Source organism: Hoeflea sp. IMCC20628, assembly GCF_001011155.1.
Classification (GTDB): Bacteria; Pseudomonadota; Alphaproteobacteria; order Rhizobiales; family Rhizobiaceae; genus Hoeflea.
Window position 1 is genome coordinate 142,501 of record NZ_CP011479.1, and the last position, 18,351, is coordinate 160,851.

The 18,351-nt window shown below is 58.3% G+C and carries 14 protein-coding genes, 1 tRNA gene and 2 rRNA genes (1 of these 17 only partly in view); 13 read left to right on the forward strand and 4 right to left on the reverse strand.

Annotation, left to right across the window (positions count from 1 at the left end; genetic code table 11):
* From IMCC20628_RS00740 to IMCC20628_RS00750, 3 genes are all read left to right on the forward strand, one after another.
* Positions 1-1,725: ribosomal RNA gene (locus IMCC20628_RS00740) — 23S ribosomal RNA — on the forward strand (it extends 1,146 nt beyond the left edge of the window).
* Positions 1,726-1,947: 222 nt separating this feature from the next.
* Positions 1,948-2,062 (forward strand): 5S ribosomal RNA (gene rrf, locus IMCC20628_RS00745).
* Positions 2,063-2,173: 111 nt separating this feature from the next.
* Positions 2,174-2,250, forward strand: a tRNA-Met gene (locus IMCC20628_RS00750).
* A 280-nt stretch (positions 2,251-2,530) separates the two neighbouring features.
* Here IMCC20628_RS00750 and IMCC20628_RS00755 read toward each other — a convergent pair.
* Entirely contained in the window at positions 2,531-2,944 is a 414-nt protein-coding gene (locus IMCC20628_RS00755) for a response regulator (protein ID WP_047028609.1), read from the reverse strand.
* Positions 2,945-3,162: 218 nt separating this feature from the next.
* Between IMCC20628_RS00755 and IMCC20628_RS00760 the strand changes: the two genes are divergently transcribed.
* Positions 3,163-3,381, forward strand: a complete 219-nt coding sequence (locus tag IMCC20628_RS00760) for a hypothetical protein (protein ID WP_047028610.1) — start codon at positions 3,163-3,165, stop codon at positions 3,379-3,381.
* A 215-nt stretch (positions 3,382-3,596) separates the two neighbouring features.
* Entirely contained in the window at positions 3,597-5,708 is a 2,112-nt protein-coding gene (locus IMCC20628_RS00765; protein ID WP_082127941.1) for a catalase, read from the forward strand.
* A gap of 90 nt (positions 5,709-5,798) precedes the next feature.
* On the opposite strand, the gene IMCC20628_RS00770 is transcribed toward IMCC20628_RS00765, so the two are convergent.
* On the reverse strand, positions 5,799-6,152 hold the full coding sequence (locus IMCC20628_RS00770) for a hypothetical protein (RefSeq protein WP_052766239.1): 354 nt from the start codon (positions 6,150-6,152) through the stop codon (positions 5,799-5,801).
* A gap of 164 nt (positions 6,153-6,316) precedes the next feature.
* Between IMCC20628_RS00770 and IMCC20628_RS00775 the strand changes: the two genes are divergently transcribed.
* The 6 genes from IMCC20628_RS00775 to IMCC20628_RS00800 all read left to right on the forward strand — a co-directional run bounded on the left by IMCC20628_RS00775 (position 6,317) and on the right by IMCC20628_RS00800 (position 14,521).
* Positions 6,317-8,866 carry a membrane-bound PQQ-dependent dehydrogenase, glucose/quinate/shikimate family gene (locus IMCC20628_RS00775; protein WP_082127942.1) on the forward strand — a complete coding sequence of 850 codons (2,550 nt, stop codon included), beginning with the start codon at positions 6,317-6,319 and terminating at the stop codon, positions 8,864-8,866.
* Position 8,867: 1 nt separating this feature from the next.
* On the forward strand, positions 8,868-9,839 hold the full coding sequence (locus tag IMCC20628_RS00780) for a c-type cytochrome (RefSeq protein ID WP_047028611.1): 972 nt from the start codon (positions 8,868-8,870) through the stop codon (positions 9,837-9,839).
* A gap of 65 nt (positions 9,840-9,904) precedes the next feature.
* Positions 9,905-12,421 (forward strand): cytochrome c oxidase subunit I, encoded by a 2,517-nt coding sequence (ctaD, locus tag IMCC20628_RS00785; protein WP_197078442.1) that lies wholly within the window; start codon positions 9,905-9,907, stop codon positions 12,419-12,421.
* A complete protein-coding gene (locus IMCC20628_RS00790) occupies positions 12,421-12,828 on the forward strand; it encodes a hypothetical protein (RefSeq protein WP_047028613.1) in 408 nt (135 codons plus the stop codon). The genes ctaD and IMCC20628_RS00790 overlap by 1 nt, the downstream gene beginning before the upstream one ends.
* Positions 12,825-13,415 (forward strand): cytochrome c oxidase assembly protein, encoded by a 591-nt coding sequence (locus IMCC20628_RS00795; RefSeq protein WP_047028614.1) that lies wholly within the window; start codon positions 12,825-12,827, stop codon positions 13,413-13,415. The genes IMCC20628_RS00790 and IMCC20628_RS00795 overlap by 4 nt, the downstream gene beginning before the upstream one ends.
* Complete coding sequence (locus tag IMCC20628_RS00800; protein ID WP_047028615.1) at positions 13,412-14,521, forward strand: c-type cytochrome; 1,110 nt, start codon at positions 13,412-13,414, stop codon at positions 14,519-14,521. Before IMCC20628_RS00795 ends, IMCC20628_RS00800 begins: the two co-directional genes overlap by 4 nt.
* A gap of 25 nt (positions 14,522-14,546) precedes the next feature.
* Here IMCC20628_RS00800 and IMCC20628_RS00805 read toward each other — a convergent pair whose 3' ends face one another.
* Positions 14,547-15,035 (reverse strand): MgtC/SapB family protein, encoded by a 489-nt coding sequence (locus IMCC20628_RS00805; protein WP_047028616.1) that lies wholly within the window; start codon positions 15,033-15,035, stop codon positions 14,547-14,549.
* Between the two features lie 179 nt (positions 15,036-15,214).
* Between IMCC20628_RS00805 and IMCC20628_RS00810 the strand changes: the two genes are divergently transcribed.
* Complete coding sequence (locus tag IMCC20628_RS00810; protein WP_047028617.1) at positions 15,215-16,630, forward strand: APC family permease; 1,416 nt, start codon at positions 15,215-15,217, stop codon at positions 16,628-16,630.
* Between the two features lie 506 nt (positions 16,631-17,136).
* Here the strand turns inward: IMCC20628_RS00810 and IMCC20628_RS00815 are convergent.
* Positions 17,137-17,529: a DUF3775 domain-containing protein gene (locus tag IMCC20628_RS00815; protein ID WP_047028618.1), complete on the reverse strand. Its 393-nt coding sequence runs from the start codon at positions 17,527-17,529 to the stop codon at positions 17,137-17,139.
* 482 nt (positions 17,530-18,011) lie between these two features.
* Here IMCC20628_RS00815 and IMCC20628_RS24505 point away from each other — a divergent pair, with 482 nt between their 5' ends.
* Positions 18,012-18,350: a TetR/AcrR family transcriptional regulator gene (locus IMCC20628_RS24505; protein ID WP_245307924.1), complete on the forward strand. Its 339-nt coding sequence runs from the start codon at positions 18,012-18,014 to the stop codon at positions 18,348-18,350.
* Position 18,351: the final 1 nt, after the last annotated feature.

Consider the following 18,351-nt stretch of genomic DNA (forward strand, 5'->3'; position numbering starts at 1 on the left):
GACTCCCAAAACAACCAGGATGTTGGCTTAGAAGCAGCCATCATTTAAAGAAAGCGTAACAGCTCACTGGTCTAATTAAGGGGTCTTGCGCCGAAAATGTACCGGGGCTAAAGCCATGCACCGAAGCTGAGGATGTGCACGCAAGTGTACGTGGTAGCGGAGCGTTCTGTAAGTCTGTGAAGGGAGACCCGTGAGGGCTCCTGGAGATATCAGAAGTGCGAATGTTGACATGAGTAACGATAAAGGGAGTGAGAGACTCCCTCGCCGAAAGACCAAGGGTTCCTGCTTAAAGTTAATCTGAGCAGGGTGAGCCGGCCCCTAAGGCGAGGCCGAAAGGCGTAGTCGATGGGAACCACGTTAATATTCGTGGGCCTGGTGGTAGTGACGGATCTCGTGTGTTGTATCTCCTTACTGGATTGGAGGTGCAGCGAAGAGGTTCCAGGAAATAGCTCCACCGTATAGACCGTACCCGAAACCGACACAGGTGGTCAGGTAGAGAATACCAAGGCGCTTGAGAGAACTGCGTTGAAGGAACTCGGCAAATTGCACGCGTAACTTCGGAAGAAGCGTGACCCTTTTTTACGCAAGTGAAAGAGGGTGGCACAGACCAGGGGGTAGCGACTGTTTATCAAAAACACAGGGCTCTGCGAAGTCGCAAGACGACGTATAGGGCCTGACGCCTGCCCGGTGCTGGAAGGTTAAGAGGAGAGGTGCAAGCTTTGAATCGAAGCCCCAGTAAACGGCGGCCGTAACTATAACGGTCCTAAGGTAGCGAAATTCCTTGTCGGGTAAGTTCCGACCTGCACGAATGGCGTAACGACTTCCCCGCTGTCTCCAACGCAGACTCAGTGAAATTGAATTCCCCGTGAAGATGCGGGGTTCCTGCGGTCAGACGGAAAGACCCCGTGCACCTTTACTATAGCTTTACACTGGCATTCGCCAAGGCATGTGTAGGATAGGTGGTAGGCTTTGAAGCGTGGGCGCCAGCTCGCGTGGAGCCATCCTTGAAATACCACCCTTATCTTCGTGGATGTCTAACCGCGGTCCGTTATCCGGATCCGGGACAGTGTATGGTGGGTAGTTTGACTGGGGCGGTCGCCTCCGAAAGAGTAACGGAGGCGCGCGATGGTAGGCTCAGACCGGTCGGAAATCGGTCGTCGAGTGCAATGGCATAAGCCTGCCTGACTGCGAGACTGACAAGTCGAGCAGAGACGAAAGTCGGTCATAGTGATCCGGTGGTCCCGCGTGGAAGGGCCATCGCTCAACGGATAAAAGGTACGCCGGGGATAACAGGCTGATGACCCCCAAGAGTCCATATCGACGGGGTTGTTTGGCACCTCGATGTCGGCTCATCGCATCCTGGGGCTGGAGCAGGTCCCAAGGGTTTGGCTGTTCGCCAATTAAAGCGGTACGTGAGCTGGGTTCAGAACGTCGTGAGACAGTTCGGTCCCTATCTGCCGTGGGTGTAGGAATATTGATGGGATCTGTCCCTAGTACGAGAGGACCGGGATGGACGTATCTCTGGTGGACCTGTTGTCGTGCCAACGGCATAGCAGGGTAGCTATATACGGAATGGATAACCGCTGAAAGCATCTAAGCGGGAAACCAACCCAAAAACGAGTATTCCCTGAGAGTCGTGGAAGACTACCACGTTGATAGGCTGGGTGTGGAAGCGCGGTAACGTGTGAAGCTTACCAGTACTAATAGCTCGATCGGCTTGATTGTTCTCATTGCTTGTGCTCATCGAACAATCTTGATGGACTTGCGCAGCTAACGCTTCGCAAAGCCACAAAGATTGCAAGGACGAGACGACGTGTTCACAAGACAAAAAGGGTTTAGCCACCCGCCAGCTTCTCATACAGTTTACTGATGTGTTCCATTCGCGTGGGGCATGGTCAGCCAGGACGTCTAACCGTCCCGGCCAGTAAGCATGTTGCGCTTTGCCGACCTGGTGGTTATGGCGGGGCGGCTGCACCCGTTCCCATTCCGAACACGGCCGTGAAACGCCCCAGCGCCGATGGTACTTCGTCTTAAGACGCGGGAGAGTAGGTCGCTGCCAGGTCTGCAAATCGCAACATTCATCTTCTCATTTACGAAAATTGGAACACCGCGGGTCGCACGTCGCGGCCCGTTTTTGCTTTTATGCCTCAAGCATACTACGCTTGAGGCCTGTCGCGGGGTGGAGCAGCCCGGTAGCTCGTCAGGCTCATAACCTGAAGGTCGCAGGTTCAAATCCTGCCCCCGCAACCAAATTCCCAAACAACATGAAATGCATAAACAACGCCCCCAGGGGCGTTCTTGGCGTTTGGTGACGTAAGATAAGTGTCACCAGCGGCTCCGGTCCTGACCTATTGGGAGGAACGGGGCTCGATCACTCGTCGAATTTGCCCGGTAGCAGAAAAAGAGAACCGAGGTTGTCTAGAAAACTCGGGACTATTCAAAGCCGTGTTTGCTTTGATCGATGAATGTAAGCCAGTCCATACCGCAAGGTGTTGTGGATGACTCGGAAAAAATTTGAATGCCGAATAACCTAGCGTTCGTCGACAGCCATTGCTTCGGGCTGCAGCAACGCGCCAACGCTTGCATAGGACGCTATCGCAGAAGTCTTGCAGGTCATTTCGATGAGAAGGTCTGCCAGCCTGTCGTAATCTACCGGCTTGGACAGACAGGTTTCTGCCCCGGCACCCCGAACCGACGTTCCACTGCGGAGCGAGACGATGGGTATCCTGCAACGCCAAAGTTTCGCGGCAAATGGCAGCGGAACCTTATCTGGCTGATAGAGATCAAACACGGCGGCGTCAATTACGTGGAGTTGTGACCAACTTCTGTGCTCGCCCGGTTTCATGGGTTCAATGTCGAAACCGCGATCCTCAAGTTCGAACAGCATGTCTACCATCAACATGGGTTCATCGGTGACGATCAGAATTTTGGGGCTTCTATCCATTTGTACTCCCTAATAGCCCGCAATTGGTCGGTTGGCGGATCCTCAATTGCTGGATGAGCAGTGCGCTCGGAGTCTTTGGTGACAGGAAATCAGACCTGGATAAAGGCCACGGTTGTGTTGCGGGCACACAATGCAGCCGTACCGAACATTTAGCCACTTGAAAAAAATACGGCGCTTACTAACATGTAGCAGAAGTGCACTAGGCCGGAGTTCACGAGATGTACCGTGAAAGAAATGAACGACTGCAGATCATGGTGTCGCCGGAAGAACTCAGCGCCATCGATGATTGGCGCTTCCACCTGCGTATGCCCAGTCGTGCATCTGCGGTACGGGAGTTGCTGCGCCGAGGCCTTCAGGCCGAGGGTGTGGAGATTGCCGAGGCCCACGAAAAATCCAGCGATTTCGGTATTATCGAAAAGCGCGGTGAGGGATCTTAGCATCTCGGGCGTAAAGCCCATCGACATCTGCCCGTTAGATTCAAGCCCGGGTTCGGCAACGACCGCGGCGCAGACGGCTTATAGTTCCGTCCACTAGCCAGACTATCTCTCGGAACAAACCTCCCATTTCTACGTTCTTCGTGCTGGATGCTGGCGTACCCGTGCCGCCCGGTGCGACTGCCACTTCCGTTTTTCAGCAGGACTTGGAGAGCGACATGGCGAAAAAGAAAACCGGTGAATTTGAAACGGCGGCGATTGGCGATCAGAAGATATTACGTGGAACCGGCGGAGAACTGCACCAGATCGCAGATGGGGACGTTCCGACGCTGACAACACAGCAGGGAGCCCCGGTCGCCGACGATCAGAATTCGCTCAGGTCCGGCCAGCGTGGGCCCACTCTGGTCGAGGACCAGCATTTCCGCGAAAAGATCTTTCATTTCGACCATGAGCGCATTCCCGAGCGCGTCGTTCATGCTCGCGGTTTTGGCGCGCATGGCTATTTCGAGGCCTATGAATCGCTGTCCGACATTACCCGCGCCGACATCTTTCAGCGCAAGGGCGAAAAGACCGAACTGTTCGCGCGATTCTCGACGGTTGCCGGTAACAAGGGATCGCCGGATCTGGCGCGCGATGTGCGCGGCTTTGCGGTCAAGTTTTACACCAAGGAAGGCAACTGGGATCTCGTCGGCAACAACATCCCGGTGTTCTTCATTCAGGATGCGATCAAGTTCCCCGACCTGATCCATGCGGCCAAGCAGGAGCCGGATCGCGGCTTCCCGCAGGCCCAGACCGCGCATGACAATTTCTGGGACTTTATTTCGCTGACACCGGAATCCATCAACATGGCGCTGTGGATCATGTCCGATCGCACCATCCCGCGGTCGCTGCGGTTCATGGAAGGCTTTGGCGTTCATACATTCCGGATGGTCAATGCGGAGGGCAAGTCCAGCTTCGTGAAATTTCACTGGAAGCCGAAACAGGGCATGCAGTCGGTGGTCTGGAACGAAGCGCTGAAGCTGAATGGCGCTGATCCGGACTTCCATCGTCGCGACATGTGGGATTCCATCAAGATGGGCGACTATCCGGAATGGGAACTCGGCCTGCAGGTGTTCGATGAGAAATTTGCCGAAGAGTTCGAGTTCGACGTTCTCGACCCGACCAAGATCATCCCGGAAGAACAGGTGCCGATCCGGATTGTCGGCCGGATGGTGCTTGACCGCTGCGTCGACAATTTCTTCGCCGAAACCGAGCAGGTCGCCTTTCAGACCGGCAATCTGGTCACCGGCATCGACTTTACCAACGACCCGCTTTTGCAGGGCCGAAATTTCTCCTATCTCGACACGCAGCTGAGCCGGCTGGGATCGACCAACTTCAATCATCTTCCGATCAACGCGCCACGCTGCCCGTTCCATCATTTCCAGCAGGACGGCCACATGGCGTTTCACAATCCGCAGGGTCGGGCCAATTACGAGCCCAACTCATGGGGCGAGGACGGTGGTCCGCGCGAGAACCCGGAGAAGGGTTTTCAGTCTTACCCCGAGGAATTGGAAGGCGCGAAAGGCCGGTACCGGTCCGAAACATTTGCCGATCATTACAGCCAGGCACGGCAGTTCTATCTCTCGCAGACCTCGGTCGAGCAGGGGCATATCGCCGGCGCCTTCGTTTTTGAGCTGTCGAAAGTGGAAACCATGGCCATCCGGGAACGGATGGTCTCGCATCTGCTCAATGTCGACGAGGACCTCGCCAAAAAGGTCGCCGACGGTTTGCGACTCAAGTCAATGCCGAGGCCGGCTGACGCGGCGCGGCCAATAATCACTGATCTGCAGGTATCGGACAAGCTGTCAATCGTGCTCAACGGCCCGAACAGCTTCAAGGGCCGGAAGCTCGGTGCGCTGGTTACCGACGGCGTCGACATCGACCTTGTGACCGCGCTCAAGGCCGCCATCGAGAAAGAAGGCGCGCAGATCGAGTTCATTGCTCCGCAGGTTGGCGGCGTCGAGGCCAGCGATGGCACCTGGATCGAAGCAAACCAGAAGATCGATGGCGGTCCATCGCTGCTCTATGACGCCGTGGTGATCTTGGCGTCTAAAGACGGGGCGTCCCAACTTGCCAAGATGCTGCCAGCCCGTGATTTCGCCGCGGATGCCTTCGCGCATTGCAAGTTCATTGGCTATACCGCAGAGGTTCAGCCATTGCTCGAAAAGGCCGGAATCTGGTCCGATCTCGATGACGGGTGCAAGGCGCTGTCGAAGAAAAGCGACGGCAAAGCATTCGTCGCGATGTGCCGTGATTTGCGCTTCTGGGAACGCGAGGAAAAGCTCGGCTAGGTTCGAGTTCGCCCCGGAAACGAAAGAGCCCGCCGGATGGCGGGCTCTTTTTGTATAGGCAGGTGGCTTTTGAGAGAAACTGGTGGCTGCTCAAGCCTCCCGGATCATGCCGCGCTCTCCGAGCACGTCGCCTTCGTCTTCAAGGGTGACGTGATAGAGCTTGTCGTCGCGAAAGGCGCTGGCGAAATCGGTTGTGGTGCCATCGCCCGGCTTGGCGTCGATGTCGAGAAAGTCGATTTCGGCCTCGGCGGCGACGATGCGGGCGTCGGCAGGCGAGAGGGCCCGCACCCGGATCACGCCATGGTTGGGGGCATTGTCCCATCGCGGATCGTCCGGCCTTGTGTTGGGTTCAAGCCGGTAGATGTTGAGCTTTTCGGCAGGTTGCTCTGGGGCAACAGAAGCACCGAGTGTGCCGACGAGTGGCTGGGAGGGGTAGTCGGTCATGGTTCCAGATCCTCTTTTCAGGGTTCGTCAATGAGAGGAAAACGGCTGAGACGCGATTTGGTTGCCGAGCGGTCTGATACCAGGAGTTGGGAAACGCAGCTTGGCCTGGAACTTTTCCTGCCTGCCCGCGTTTAGGAGTCTGTCATGGAACTGGGGAGACCATCATGCGTGCGGACGAAACCGTCACCAACCGTCGCCAAATCGGAACGCATTCAGGTTCAAAGCGGACGGGTACTTCCCTTGGTTCGATCTACACCACTCTCATAGGGTTCATCGTTTTGGCGCTTGGTCTCGTATTGGGTGCAGGCGGCTTCTGGCTGATATCGCTGGGCGGATCCTGGTATTATGCCATTGCAGGGATCGGCCTCGTTATCAGCGGATATCTCCTGCTGCGCAGAAACATTCTCGGCGTCGGTCTCTATTTTCTGATCTGGATCGGCACCCTGATCTGGGCGGTATGGGAAGTCGGCTTCCAGCTCTGGCCGCTGGTGCCGCGCGTGGTGGCTCCTACGGTCATTCTCGTTCTCGTTGCGCTGACCATCCCGGCGTTTGCTGCACGTCCCGCGTCGGGCAGGTATGGATCGCATCGCGGCAGAACGGCCCAGACCATTGCTCTGGTGTTTGCTGGGCTGCTGGCCTTGTCCGGACTAAGCCCGGATCGCGCAACTGCTCAGGAACAGAGCCCGCAAGCTGGTGAGCCCGGTCTGCGGGATAGCGGCGAGGTTGATGGATCTGCTGCGGTCGAGATTCCGGCTCGAGAAGTCGGAGCCGACCAAGCGGGTGAGACGTCTCCCCTGCGTCCGGCACAGACACTTGAAGCCGGTGCGGATTGGCCTGCTTATGGCGGGACCTATGAAGGGCAGCGTTATTCGCCGCTCAACCAGATCACCCGCGACAATGTGCAAGACCTCGAGCAGGTCTGGCATTTCCGCACGGGCGACATGCCCGCTGAAGGAGCCGAGGGCAAGTATTCGCCGGAGAACACGCCGCTGAAGGTCGGCGACAGCCTGTTTGTCTGCACGGCCAAAAACATCATGATTTCCATCGACGCCGGCACCGGCAAGGAAGAGTGGCGCTACGATCCGATCGTTTCCGACGATGCGATCCCCTATGGCGCGACCTGCCGCGGCGTCGCCTATTACGAGGATGAGGCGGCTGAGCCCGATGCGCTGTGCGCCGAGCGGGTGATCGAAACCACGCTGGATGCGCGGATGATCGCAGTCGATGCTGCGACGGGTCAGCTTTGCAGCGGCTTCGGGCAGGATGGTATTGTCGATCTCAATGACGGCATCGGTGAAACAGTACCCGGTTGGTATGCTGTTTCCGGACCACCGACAATTGTGCGCGGCATTGCCGTGACCGGCGCGCAGGTGAAGGACGGTCAGGCCGAAGATGCGCCATCCGGCGTAATCCGCGGTTATGACGCGGTCACCGGCGAGCTTGCCTGGGCCTGGGATATGGGGAAGCCTTATCTCAAGGGCCTGCCGCCGGAAGGCGAAGCCTATACACGCGGCACCCCCAACATGTGGACCCTTGCCGCCTGTGATGAAGAACTGGGCCTTGTCTATCTGCCGATGGGCAATTCCTCTGTCGATTATTACGGTGCCAACCGGTCGGAGGCTGAAAACGAGTTTTCTACCGCGCTGGTTGCGCTTGATGTGGCCACCGGCGAGGTGGCGTGGAAATTTCAGACCGTGCACTATGATGTCTGGGACTACGATCTCGGTTCCCAGGCGACACTTGTCGAGTTTCCGGCGGAGGATGGACCGGTACCCGCCCTGATCCTGCCCAGCAAACAGGGCCAGATCTACGTGCTGAACCGCGAGACCGGCGAGCCTCTGTTTCCCGTCGAGGAACGCGAGGTGCCGTCGGGAGGTGTTGAACCTGAAAACCTGTCGCCGACCCAGCCCTATTCCACCTATGCCGCGCTCAACAAACCGCCGCTGACGGAAAAGGACATGTGGGGCATGAGCCCGCTGGACCAGCTCTGGTGCCGCATCCAGTTTCGTCGTGCAGCCTATGATGGCGAGTACACGCCGCCGACCGCTGACCGGCATTGGATCCAGTATCCTGGCTACAATGGCGGATCGGACTGGGGCAGCGTGGCCGTCGATGTCGAGCGTGGCATCCTGATTGCCAACTACAACGACATGCCCAACTACAACCGGCTGATCCCACGTGAAGAGGCCGATAAGCAAGGCATCAAGCCGATCAATGAGGGTGGCGAAGGCGGCGGCGGTGAGGCCGGAGCCCAGGCCGGTTCGCCCTATGCTATTGCCGTCAATGCGGGCTGGCGCATGCCGACCGGGCTGTTGTGCAAGCAGCCTCCCTATGGCGGCATCCGTGCCATCGATCTGAAAACCGGCGAGACATTGTGGGATCAGCCGATCGGCACCGCGCGCAACAACGGACCCTTCGGCATACCGTCGATGTTGCCGCTCAGCATCGGCACACCCAACAATGGCGGGCCGCTGGTCACTGCAGGCGGACTGATATTCATTGCTGCGGCAACCGATGATCTGCTGCGCGCGATCGATGTCGAGACCGGCGAGGTGGTGTGGCAGACCGTATTGCCGGCGGGCGGCCAGACGACGCCCATGACCTATGAGGTGGACGGACGTCAGTATCTCGTCATTGCGCCGGGAGGACACCACTTCATGGAAACCAAGATCGGAGACCATGTCATAGCTTACGCGTTGCCGGAAGGACGGTAACGTGAAGCGGGGGGCGCTTCTTCACCTGGTTCCGCTTTCCCTGCTTCTGGCAGGGTGCACGGGCACGCAGTCGGTGCTCGATCCCGCCGGTAAGGACGCGAGCGTTCTGGCTGACCTGTTCTGGGTCCTGCTCATGGGCGCTGTCGTGCTCTGGTTGGCCATCAATGGCCTGTTCTTCTACGTCACCCGCATCGAGCCACGGTCGCTGTCACGGAGGCTGGCGGAAACGCTGGTGATTGGCGGGGGCATCGTGTTTCCGTTCTTCCTGCTGTCAGGGCTGCTCATCTATGCGCTGTCGATCATGCCCGATCAGAAGCTGGAGGGCACCGGTGCGCTGGTGCGGGTCACCGGCGAGCAATGGTGGTGGCGGGTTGAATACATCACCGAGCCGATCGTGGCAGCCAACGAGATCCGTCTGCCGGTCGATCACAGGACCGAGATCAAACTCGGGGCCGACAAGTTCATCCATTCCTTCTGGATCCCGGCGCTTGCGGGGAAGATGGACATGTTTCCGGGCCGCGAAACGCGGCTTGCAGTCGAGCCCAGCAAGGTGGGTGTCTATCGCGGCCAGTGCGCCGAGTTTTGCGGCGAGGCGCATGCGCTGATGTCGTTTCAGGCTGTGGTGCTGGAGCAGGACGACTTTGCCGTCTGGCTGGAGAAAGAGCGGCAGGATGCCATCGAGCCTGCGACCGATCTCGCGCGGCAGGGCGAGGAGATCTTTTTCGAGGAAGGATGCGGCGCATGCCATGCGGTGCGCGGGACCGAGGCAAGAGGCCAGACCGGCCCCGACCTCACCCATGTCGGCGGCAGACTTTCGCTGGGGGCAGGAATCCTGCCGACGGACAGGGACGCGTTCGTCGACTGGATCCGCCACACCAAAAGCATCAAGCCGGGGGTGAAAATGCCCCCCTACGTTCATTTGTCAGAGGACAAACTCCTGGCGTTGGGTGCTTATCTTGAGGGGTTGAAGTGATCATGGCGAGCGGTCTTGCCGGCACCGTGCCGGACACGAAAAATGTCTATCCGCCCACCGAGGAGATGCTGGCGAAGCCGGTTGATGAGGAGACCCGAGAACGCGGCGCGGATGAATTGCGTCAAACCTGGAAGACGCCGAAGGGGTTTCGCTACTGGACGGCGGTCAACAATTCCGAAATCGGCAAGTGGTACGCGCTCAGCGCCTTCTTCTTCATGATGTGCGCCGGTGTGCTTGGGCTTTTGATCCGGGTGCAACTGGCGGTGCCGGGCAATGATTTCCTGTCGGCCGACCGGTTCAACCAGTTTTTCACCATGCATGGCTCGGCCATGATGTTCCTGTTTGCCGTACCGATGTTCGAGGCGATTTCGATCCTGCTGTTACCCGGGCTTCTCGGGGCGCGGGACATGCCGTTCCCGCGGCTTTCGGCCTACGGGTTCTGGTGCTTCATCATCGGCGGGATCTTCGTCATGGGTTCGATCCTGTTCGGCGTTGCGCCCAACAGCGGCTGGTTCATGTATCCGCCGCTTGCCACCGAAGCCGAAGGCATTGGCTCGGACATCTGGCTGCTGGGACTGTCGTTTATCGAGGTGGCCTCCATTGCCGCCGCGGTAGAGCTGATCGTCGGGGTGCTGAAATGCCGTCCGCCCGGCATGCGCATCAACCTGATGCCGCTTTACGCCTGGTACGTGCTGGTTGTCGGCGGTATGATCCTGTTCGCATTCCCGCCATTGATTGCAGGTGACTTCCTGTTCGAATTGCAACGGAGTTTCGACTGGCCGTTCTTCGATCCGGAGCGCGGCGGCGATCCGATGCTGTGGCAGCATCTGTTCTGGATCTTTGGTCATCCGGAAGTCTACATCATATTCCTGCCCTCGATTGCGATCGCCGCCATGGTGGTGCCGACCGCGGCGCAGCGTCCGATCGTCGGCTATTCCTGGATTGTGCTTTCTGCTGTCGGCACCGGATTTTTGTCGTTCGGGCTGTGGGTGCATCACATGTTCACCACCGGTCTGCCTTCGATGTCGCTCGGCTTCTTCTCGGCGGCATCGGAAGCGGTGGTGATCCCGACGGGCATCCAGTTGTTCGCCTTCGTGGCGACGCTGATGGTCGGACGGGTGAAGATGAACCTGCCGATGCTGTTCATCTCCGGCGCATTGGCGATCTTTACCGCCGGAGGCCTGACCGGAGTGATGGTGGCGCTGGCACCGTTCGACTGGCAGGCACATGACACCTATTTCATCGTTGCTCACCTGCATTACACGCTGTTTGGCGGCATGGTGTTTCCGCTGATGGCGGGGATCTACTATTTCTTCCCGATTTTCACCAAGAAAACGCTGTCTGAGCGCACTGGCCGGGTCGTGTTCTGGCTGATGTTTGTCGGCTTCAACGTCACATTCATGCCGATGCACTTCACTGGCCTGATGGGCATGCCGCGCCGGGTCTACACCTATCCGTCGGTGTTGGGCTGGGATCTGCTCAACCTGATCTCCTCGGTGGGCGCCTTCATTGTGGCCGCCGGGTTTGTGCTGTTCGCCGTCGACCTGCTGCGCCCACGCGGCAAGCAGCCTTATGCGCCGCGCAATCCGTGGAAAGCAGGGACGCTGGAATGGTCGCACTACGTGCCTGAGGAAAACTGGGGATCCCGGTCGGTTCCCTATATTACCAGCCGCTACCCGCTGTGGGAGCAGGAGGGTATCGTCGAGCGGATGGACGAGGGGCGGTACTATCTGCCTGATGCGCCCGAGCTGAAACGCGAAACCCTTGTCACCACGGTGCTGGACGCGCGGCCGATCCAGTGCCTGCGGGTGACCGGTCCGACATGGATCACTATTCTGGCGGCTGTGTTTACCGGCGGGGCTTTCATCTTTCCGACCTTTCATTGGTATCCGCCAGCCATCGTCTGCGGCGGCGCGGCTATCGCCTGCGTGATCTACTGGCTGTGGACAGCGACCTCCCAGATTCCTGAAAAAGACAAGGACATGCGCGACGCCGGGTTGTCGCTCAGGCTTCCCGTCTATGCCTCCGGCCCGGCCTCGGTCGGCTGGTGGGGCGTCTGGATCACCATGCTTGGCGATGCGACGGCGTTTGCCAGTCTGGTGTTCGGGTTTGTCTTTTACTGGACCGCCAAACCGGACTTTCCGCCAACGGGGACCGAGCATGCGTTGGTGGGTTATCTGATGCTGGGTGTTGCTGCGTTGGTGGCTTCCTGGGGATCGATTTACGGCGCCCGCGTTGTCAACCGGCAGGGCAAGGTGGCAACCGCGCGAGCGTTGCTTGTTGCAGCCCCGCTGCTGGCGATCGTGGGCAGCGGGTTGTTCTACCTCTCGGTTGCCAATGCCGGACTGGAGCCGGCAAGCCACGTCTACCCGGCCATCATCTGGGCGGTGATGATCTGGACCATCGTGCACACTGGCGGCGGGGTGATCATGCAGTGCTACTGCCTGGCGGGTGCGCTGTTTGGCAAGGTGACGCCCGAGCATGATTCCGACCTGTGGAACGTGACGCTGTACTGGCACTTTGTCTGCCTGACAGTGGTGGTGGCCGGTCTGACCATCGGCCTGATGCCGAGGGTGATGTGATGGCGAAGGCAGGACGAGACGAGGAACGTCGAACCTTCGCCGAAGAGGCCGACAGCCTTTGGCTGATCACATTCGCAGGCTCGATATGGGCGGTGCATTTCGTGCTCTGCTACGGCGCGACAGCAGCGGTGTGCGCCAAGCTTGGAGGCGATGCTGCTGCGATTGCGACACTGCGGCTGGCGCTCGGCGGTTTTACCCTTCTGGCGCTGGCCGGAATTGCGCTGGTCGCGTGGCGCTCGTGGGTGCAGTGGGATTTTCTCGATGACTGGGACTACGAGCACGATATGGCGGAGAAGGAGGACCGGCACGAGTTCCTGGGCCATGCGTCCTTCCTCATCTCGATCATCTCCTTCATCGGCGTGATCTATGTGTCGCTACCGGTGCTGGTCCTGGAGACCTGCCAATGAAACAGCATGGTCTCCTCCTGTGCGGTTTGAGCCTGTTGCTGCTGGTCTGGCCGATGCCGGTCGAGGCCGCGACTGGCGGGTATTTTTCAGCCCACATGCTGCGTCACATGACTGTCGTGGCCCTGGCGACACCGTTGATCGTACTGGGCGCACCTGCATTTTTCGCCGACATCCGGGTCTCGCCGCTGCTTGCCTCCGTGGTCGAATTCCTGATTGTCTGGGGCTGGCACCTGCCTGCCTTTCATGATCATGCGCGGGCAAACCCGGCGATGCTGGCGTCCGAACAGCTTTCCTTCCTGCTGGCCGGATTGCTGTTGTGGGCATCGGTGCTCAAGCCACGCGAGGCATTGGCCGGTGCCGGTGGCCTGTTCCTGACCTCGATGCACATGACGTTGCTCGGCGCGATCCTGATCCTGAGCCCGCGTCTGCTCTACCAGGCGGATGTGTGCCGTCTCGGCGGTGTGCCCGATCAGCAGATGGGCGGGATGATCATGCTGGCGATCAGCACACCGGTCTATCTGATGGCAAGCCTCGTGCTTTTGTCCAAAGAGCTGCGTGGCAGCAGAAATGGCGAGCTGACACCATGAGATCGTTCCTGAAAGCAACCCTGATCTGGACAGGCATTGCCGCAATCGGAGCCGTCCTCGTTGTCGGGTTCGGCCTTTACAATGTTTCGGCTCGCCAAGGGCATTTGCCGGGCGTGTCGTGGGTGCTGCATACGGCTTACCGCAATGCTGTGCGGCTGCGTTCGCCGTCCGAGGACGAGGTGCCGGAGATTTCCGCGCCGGCGCTGATTGCATTGGGGCGGGGGCATTACCAGGATGCCTGCGCCTTCTGCCATGCGATGCCGGATCAATCCCGCTCACAAACAGCCCTGTCGATGCTGCCGGCTCCACCTCATATCACCGATGCAGTTTCCGACTGGGACCCACAGCATATGTACTGGATCGTCAAGAACGGCGTGAAGATGAGCGGCATGCCGGGGTGGCCGTCGACCAAACGTGATGATGACGTGTGGTCGGTGGTGGCCTTTCTCGATGCGGTGAAGCAGGCGGAGAGGCCGGTATCAGCGGCAGAAACTGATCTTGCAGGCATTGTGCAGGAGCGCGACGATGAAGCGGACCAGAATTCCAGGATTGCATCCATCTACCAGTCCGGCTGCGGGCGCTGCCATGGTGAAAACGGTTTCGCCGATGGCAATGTTTTAATCCCGCGCCTGGACACGCTGCCTGCGGCCTATATCGAAGCAAGTTTGCAGGCCTATCGCAGCGGTGCTCGTCAAAGCGGCATCATGCAGCAGGCGGCGTCGCAATTGAGCGATGAGCAGATTTTCGAGATTGCCGCCTATATAGCGGAGAACGGGCGCGATGTTTCTGGGGAATACCAGACCGGCAGCCTCGACCCGGCGCTTGTGGCGCGCGGGGATCTGCTGGCGCATGGTGGTGACGAGAAAGCCAATATCCCGTCCTGCATCTCCTGCCACGGTCCGGCTTCACGGCCAAAATCGGATCGATTTCCGCCATTGGCTGGTCAGAGCGAAGTGTTCCTGCGCGAACAACTCACCCTGTGGAAATCTGGAATCCGCGGCGGCACGGATCGCGCAGTGATGATGCACGAAGCCATTCCGAACCTCACCGAAGACGACATCCTCGCGCTGGCCCAGTATTACGCTTCGTTGCCGTCGGGCCGCTAAAGCCCGCCGGAGCGGATGACGGGAATTACTCGCCCTCGTCTTTGAGGCCGATGGCAATCTGCGCTTGGCGCAGGACGAGGAGGACAAAGACACCCACCAGCGTGACCGTAGCTGCGATCGACCAGTAGCCAAGGCCGGTGGCAAGCCCGATGGATGCAGAAATCCACAGGCTGGCGCCGGTGGTCAGTCCGCGAACCTCGCCCTTGGAAAAGACGATGATGCCGGCTGCAAGAAAGGCCACGCCATTGGTTACGGCCTCGACGAGGCGGAGCGGGTCGGCCTGGACGTCATCGCCGGCCATTGGCGTATCCAGCATGGTCAGGGTGATGAGCGCAAAGGCAGTTGCGGCGACGCCGACGAGAATGTTGGTGCGCAGGCCAGCGCTGTTCTTGTGAAGCTCGCGCTCATAGCCGATCAACCCGCAGAAAATGATGGTCCCGATAATGCGAACTGCAATGATCAACAGCGGCGGGCCACCGTTTGAACTCAACTCAGCAGTGATTTGCTGCCACATCTCGGAACCTCCTGAATTCCATAAACACTACCGTCGTGGTTGCGTTGGTTAAATAAACACCCGGTCCGGGAACCCAATTATCTAGTTCGGCGTTTTGCCATCGACAAGGCGAGCCGGACCGCTCGTCACGGTTTCCACATTTGAGCCTGTTTTCAGACGCTTTAACGGGAAATACTGACATGGCTACGCGCAATCAGCAGACATCCAAATCCGCGGATAACGCCGGCGAGCAGGACACCAAACTCAAGCGTGTGATGGGGCCGGGGTTGCTGCTGCTCTTCATCGTCGGCGATGTGCTGGGCACCGGCATATATGCGCTGACCGGGGAGGTTGCAGGTGAAGTTGGCGGTATCGTCTGGCTGCCGTTCCTTGTCGCCTTTGTGCTCGCCGCAGTCACCGCCTGCAGCTATCTGGAACTGGTCACCAAATATCCGAAAGCGGCCGGTGCAGCGCTCTATACGCACAAGGCCTTCGGCATTCATTTTGTTACTTTTCTGGTCGCCTTCGCCGTCATGTCTTCGGGTGTGACTTCAGCCTCGACAGCATCCCGCGCCTTTGCCGAAAATTTTGCGCAGAGCTTCGGGTTCGGGGGTGGAGGCTTTGGCGTCACCGTGATCGGCATTGGTTTCATCGCACTCATCGCTGCAGTCAACATCCGTGGCGTCGGCGAGAGCGTCAAAATGAATGTCGTGTTCACCTGCATCGAACTGACCGGACTATTAATCATCATCATGATTGGCGCGGCAGCGCTTGCCGGTGGTCAGGGCGATTTTGCGCAGGCTTTCGATTTCAGCCGGACCGAGGAAAAGGGAATTTTCTGGCCGGTGATCGCGGCAACGACGTTGGCATTCTTCGCCATGGTCGGCTTCGAGGATTCCGTCAACATGGCCGAGGAGTCAAAGAACCCGGTTCGCATCTTCCCGAAAGTCTTGCTCGGTGGCTTGCTGATCACAGGGGTGATCTACCTGCTGGTCTCGGTGACAGCAATTGCCCTGGTCCCGGCCGATGAATTGAGCGAGGGCGCGACGCCGCTGCTCAAGGTGGTCGAGGCCGGTGCACCATGGTTCCCGTTGAGCCTGTTCGGCATCATCACCATGTGCGCAGTCGCCAACTCGGCGCTGATCAACATGCTGATGGCCAGCCGTCTTCTCTATGGAATGAGCGAGGAAAAAGTGTTGCCGAAAACTCTTGGGAAATTGCTGCCCGGGCGTCAGACACCCTATGTGGCAATCCTGTTTACGACCGTCCTTGCCATTGCACTGATCACCTTTGTCGGTGCTGTGCCGGAACTTGGCGGTACAACGGCGCTGTTGCTGCTGATGGTCTTCGCAGTGGTCAATGTCGCAGTTCTGGTACTCAGGAAGGATCCGGTGGATCACGATCATTTCAAAAGCCCTGCACTCCTCCCCTATATCGGCGCACTCAGTTGTGCGTTCTTTGTCGGACCGTGGACCGGTCGCGACAGTTCGCAATACCTCATTGCAGGGATCCTGCTGGGCCTTGGCGTCGTGTTGTGGGCATTCACCGTATGGCTGATGCGAAGCCGCGGAGAGAAAATTGCAAACAACGACATGAGGATGCTGAAGAACGGGTGAACGAACCTCTATCGTTTCACCCATAGCTTCCGCCGGTTTGCCGCCGCATTCGGGCGGGGGGAGCGATGGCTGCGGTGACGTTCCATATTATATGACGACGGAAAGAGGTATCTGTTCTAGCCAGAGGCTGTCTTGACGTTACACTCTAAGCCAAAAGCAGGTAATCCGCGCGTCCATTTTTGACCTATGACGAACAGGATATGCGTCAGCTTACATGTAGAAAAGGATCGAAACGGTTTTTCGTTGATCAGCGTTCGTTTCCCTGACAACGCCCTCATCGATAAATAAAGTCTAGGCCCATCATCTGTATTTGGACCCGTCACAGACGTCTGCGCGTCGTACGTCTTCTACAGTCGCGCGTTCACAAGCCAGATAGGCGGCAGGTCCTTCAATGATTGCTTGAGCCTCGAATAACTCATCGACATCATTGCCTTTGCCTTTACCGGCGTCACCAGGCCTCCGCATCAGCGACGACCTGCATCCGCCCGCAGCGCGTGGCGCCACGATCAGTCCACGCCATATTCCAGCATTTTTTCAAGACCCTCGGTCAGGAACTCTCCGGCTTCCGGCTGACCGAGCAGATAGCGGCTCACGAGTCCCTCGTGCTGTTGCCGGGCGAGGACTTTGGTCTTCTCCCATTCCTCAGGTTCCGCATCGCCGCGGCCAATCCAGAACAGGGCAACCAACCCGTCCTTCTGCTCGTCGTTCATGCTTTCGATCTCTTGGGTGATCTCGTCACGGCTCAGATCGCCATCGGTCTCCTGTAAGGTCGCGGCCACTTCATCGTCCGAGGCATTTCCTCCAAGGTCGGGAATGTCCGTTCCTTCCTTCGCCATCACAGCGTTGAACCTCAACACCAGTTCCTCGATCTTCGAACTGTCAAAGGGAAGCGCAACCATATGTATCTCCTGTTCACCAAATTGCCGGAATAGCACGCCGGCGCGGCCCTGCACTGATGTCGATCAATCGTATCAACTCCGACCCGAATTTCTATGTTCGAGGCGCATGGATGTTGTCACGGTAACCGCCACGGAATTGCGTAAATTATGAGGCGGGCATCATTTCCGCTATGTCATCGCCACTTATCAACTGCAAGCGCGATCGTTTTCTGCCTCAGAGCATCGCTCCCGCGATCTGGCAATATGTGCGGTTTAACCTGAACTCGCGCGAAGTTGAGGTGATGCAACTGTATCGCGCACCGGTGTCTCGAATGAGAGCATCCAACTTTGGATGCCAAATTGGGGTCGATGATCGCCGGAAACCTTCGGCGGTCACAGAGCGCCCTGGTGATGTCCGGCATCTCGGCGACGCCCGACATGCCGGGTGGCTTCTCTGATTAAATATGTTTGCCACCCCTAGACGACCGGTCTAATTGACCTATATGCATTGCATGGAACCGCAAAAAGATACCCGCTCACTGATATTGTCCACAGGCCGCCGCCTTACGGCCAAGCGTGGTTACACAGGTGTTGGCCTCAGTGATTTACTGAAGGAGGCTGGTGTACCGAAGGGTTCGTTTTATCATTATTTTCCGTCGAAAGAAGCCTACGGATGCGCCGTGTTGGAAGACTTCATCCAAGAATACAACGCGCGGCTTGGCGCTTCGCTCAGGCAACCGGAGATGGATGCGAGGACGCGGTTTCTTGCCTATTTCGAAGATTGGCACCGCAATCGTAATTACCCACCCCCTTGCCATGCACCACAATGTCTGAATCCATGAT

Coding starts and splice junctions, on each gene's coding strand:
- IMCC20628_RS00755 (WP_047028609.1), bottom strand. CDS start 2,944: ATGGATAGAAGCCCCAAAATTCTGATCGTCACCGATGAACCCATGTTG.
- IMCC20628_RS00760 (WP_047028610.1), top strand. CDS start 3,163: ATGTACCGTGAAAGAAATGAACGACTGCAGATCATGGTGTCGCCGGAA.
- IMCC20628_RS00765 (WP_082127941.1), top strand. CDS start 3,597: ATGGCGAAAAAGAAAACCGGTGAATTTGAAACGGCGGCGATTGGCGAT.
- IMCC20628_RS00770 (WP_052766239.1), bottom strand. CDS start 6,152: ATGACCGACTACCCCTCCCAGCCACTCGTCGGCACACTCGGTGCTTCT.
- IMCC20628_RS00775 (WP_082127942.1), top strand. CDS start 6,317: ATGCGTGCGGACGAAACCGTCACCAACCGTCGCCAAATCGGAACGCAT.
- ctaD (WP_197078442.1), top strand. CDS start 9,905: ATGCTGGCGAAGCCGGTTGATGAGGAGACCCGAGAACGCGGCGCGGAT.
- IMCC20628_RS00790 (WP_047028613.1), top strand. CDS start 12,421: ATGGCGAAGGCAGGACGAGACGAGGAACGTCGAACCTTCGCCGAAGAG.
- IMCC20628_RS00795 (WP_047028614.1), top strand. CDS start 12,825: ATGAAACAGCATGGTCTCCTCCTGTGCGGTTTGAGCCTGTTGCTGCTG.
- IMCC20628_RS00800 (WP_047028615.1), top strand. CDS start 13,412: ATGAGATCGTTCCTGAAAGCAACCCTGATCTGGACAGGCATTGCCGCA.
- IMCC20628_RS00805 (WP_047028616.1), bottom strand. CDS start 15,035: ATGTGGCAGCAAATCACTGCTGAGTTGAGTTCAAACGGTGGCCCGCCG.
- IMCC20628_RS00810 (WP_047028617.1), top strand. CDS start 15,215: ATGGCTACGCGCAATCAGCAGACATCCAAATCCGCGGATAACGCCGGC.
- IMCC20628_RS00815 (WP_047028618.1), bottom strand. CDS start 17,529: ATGGTTGCGCTTCCCTTTGACAGTTCGAAGATCGAGGAACTGGTGTTG.
- IMCC20628_RS24505 (WP_245307924.1), top strand. CDS start 18,012: ATGCATTGCATGGAACCGCAAAAAGATACCCGCTCACTGATATTGTCC.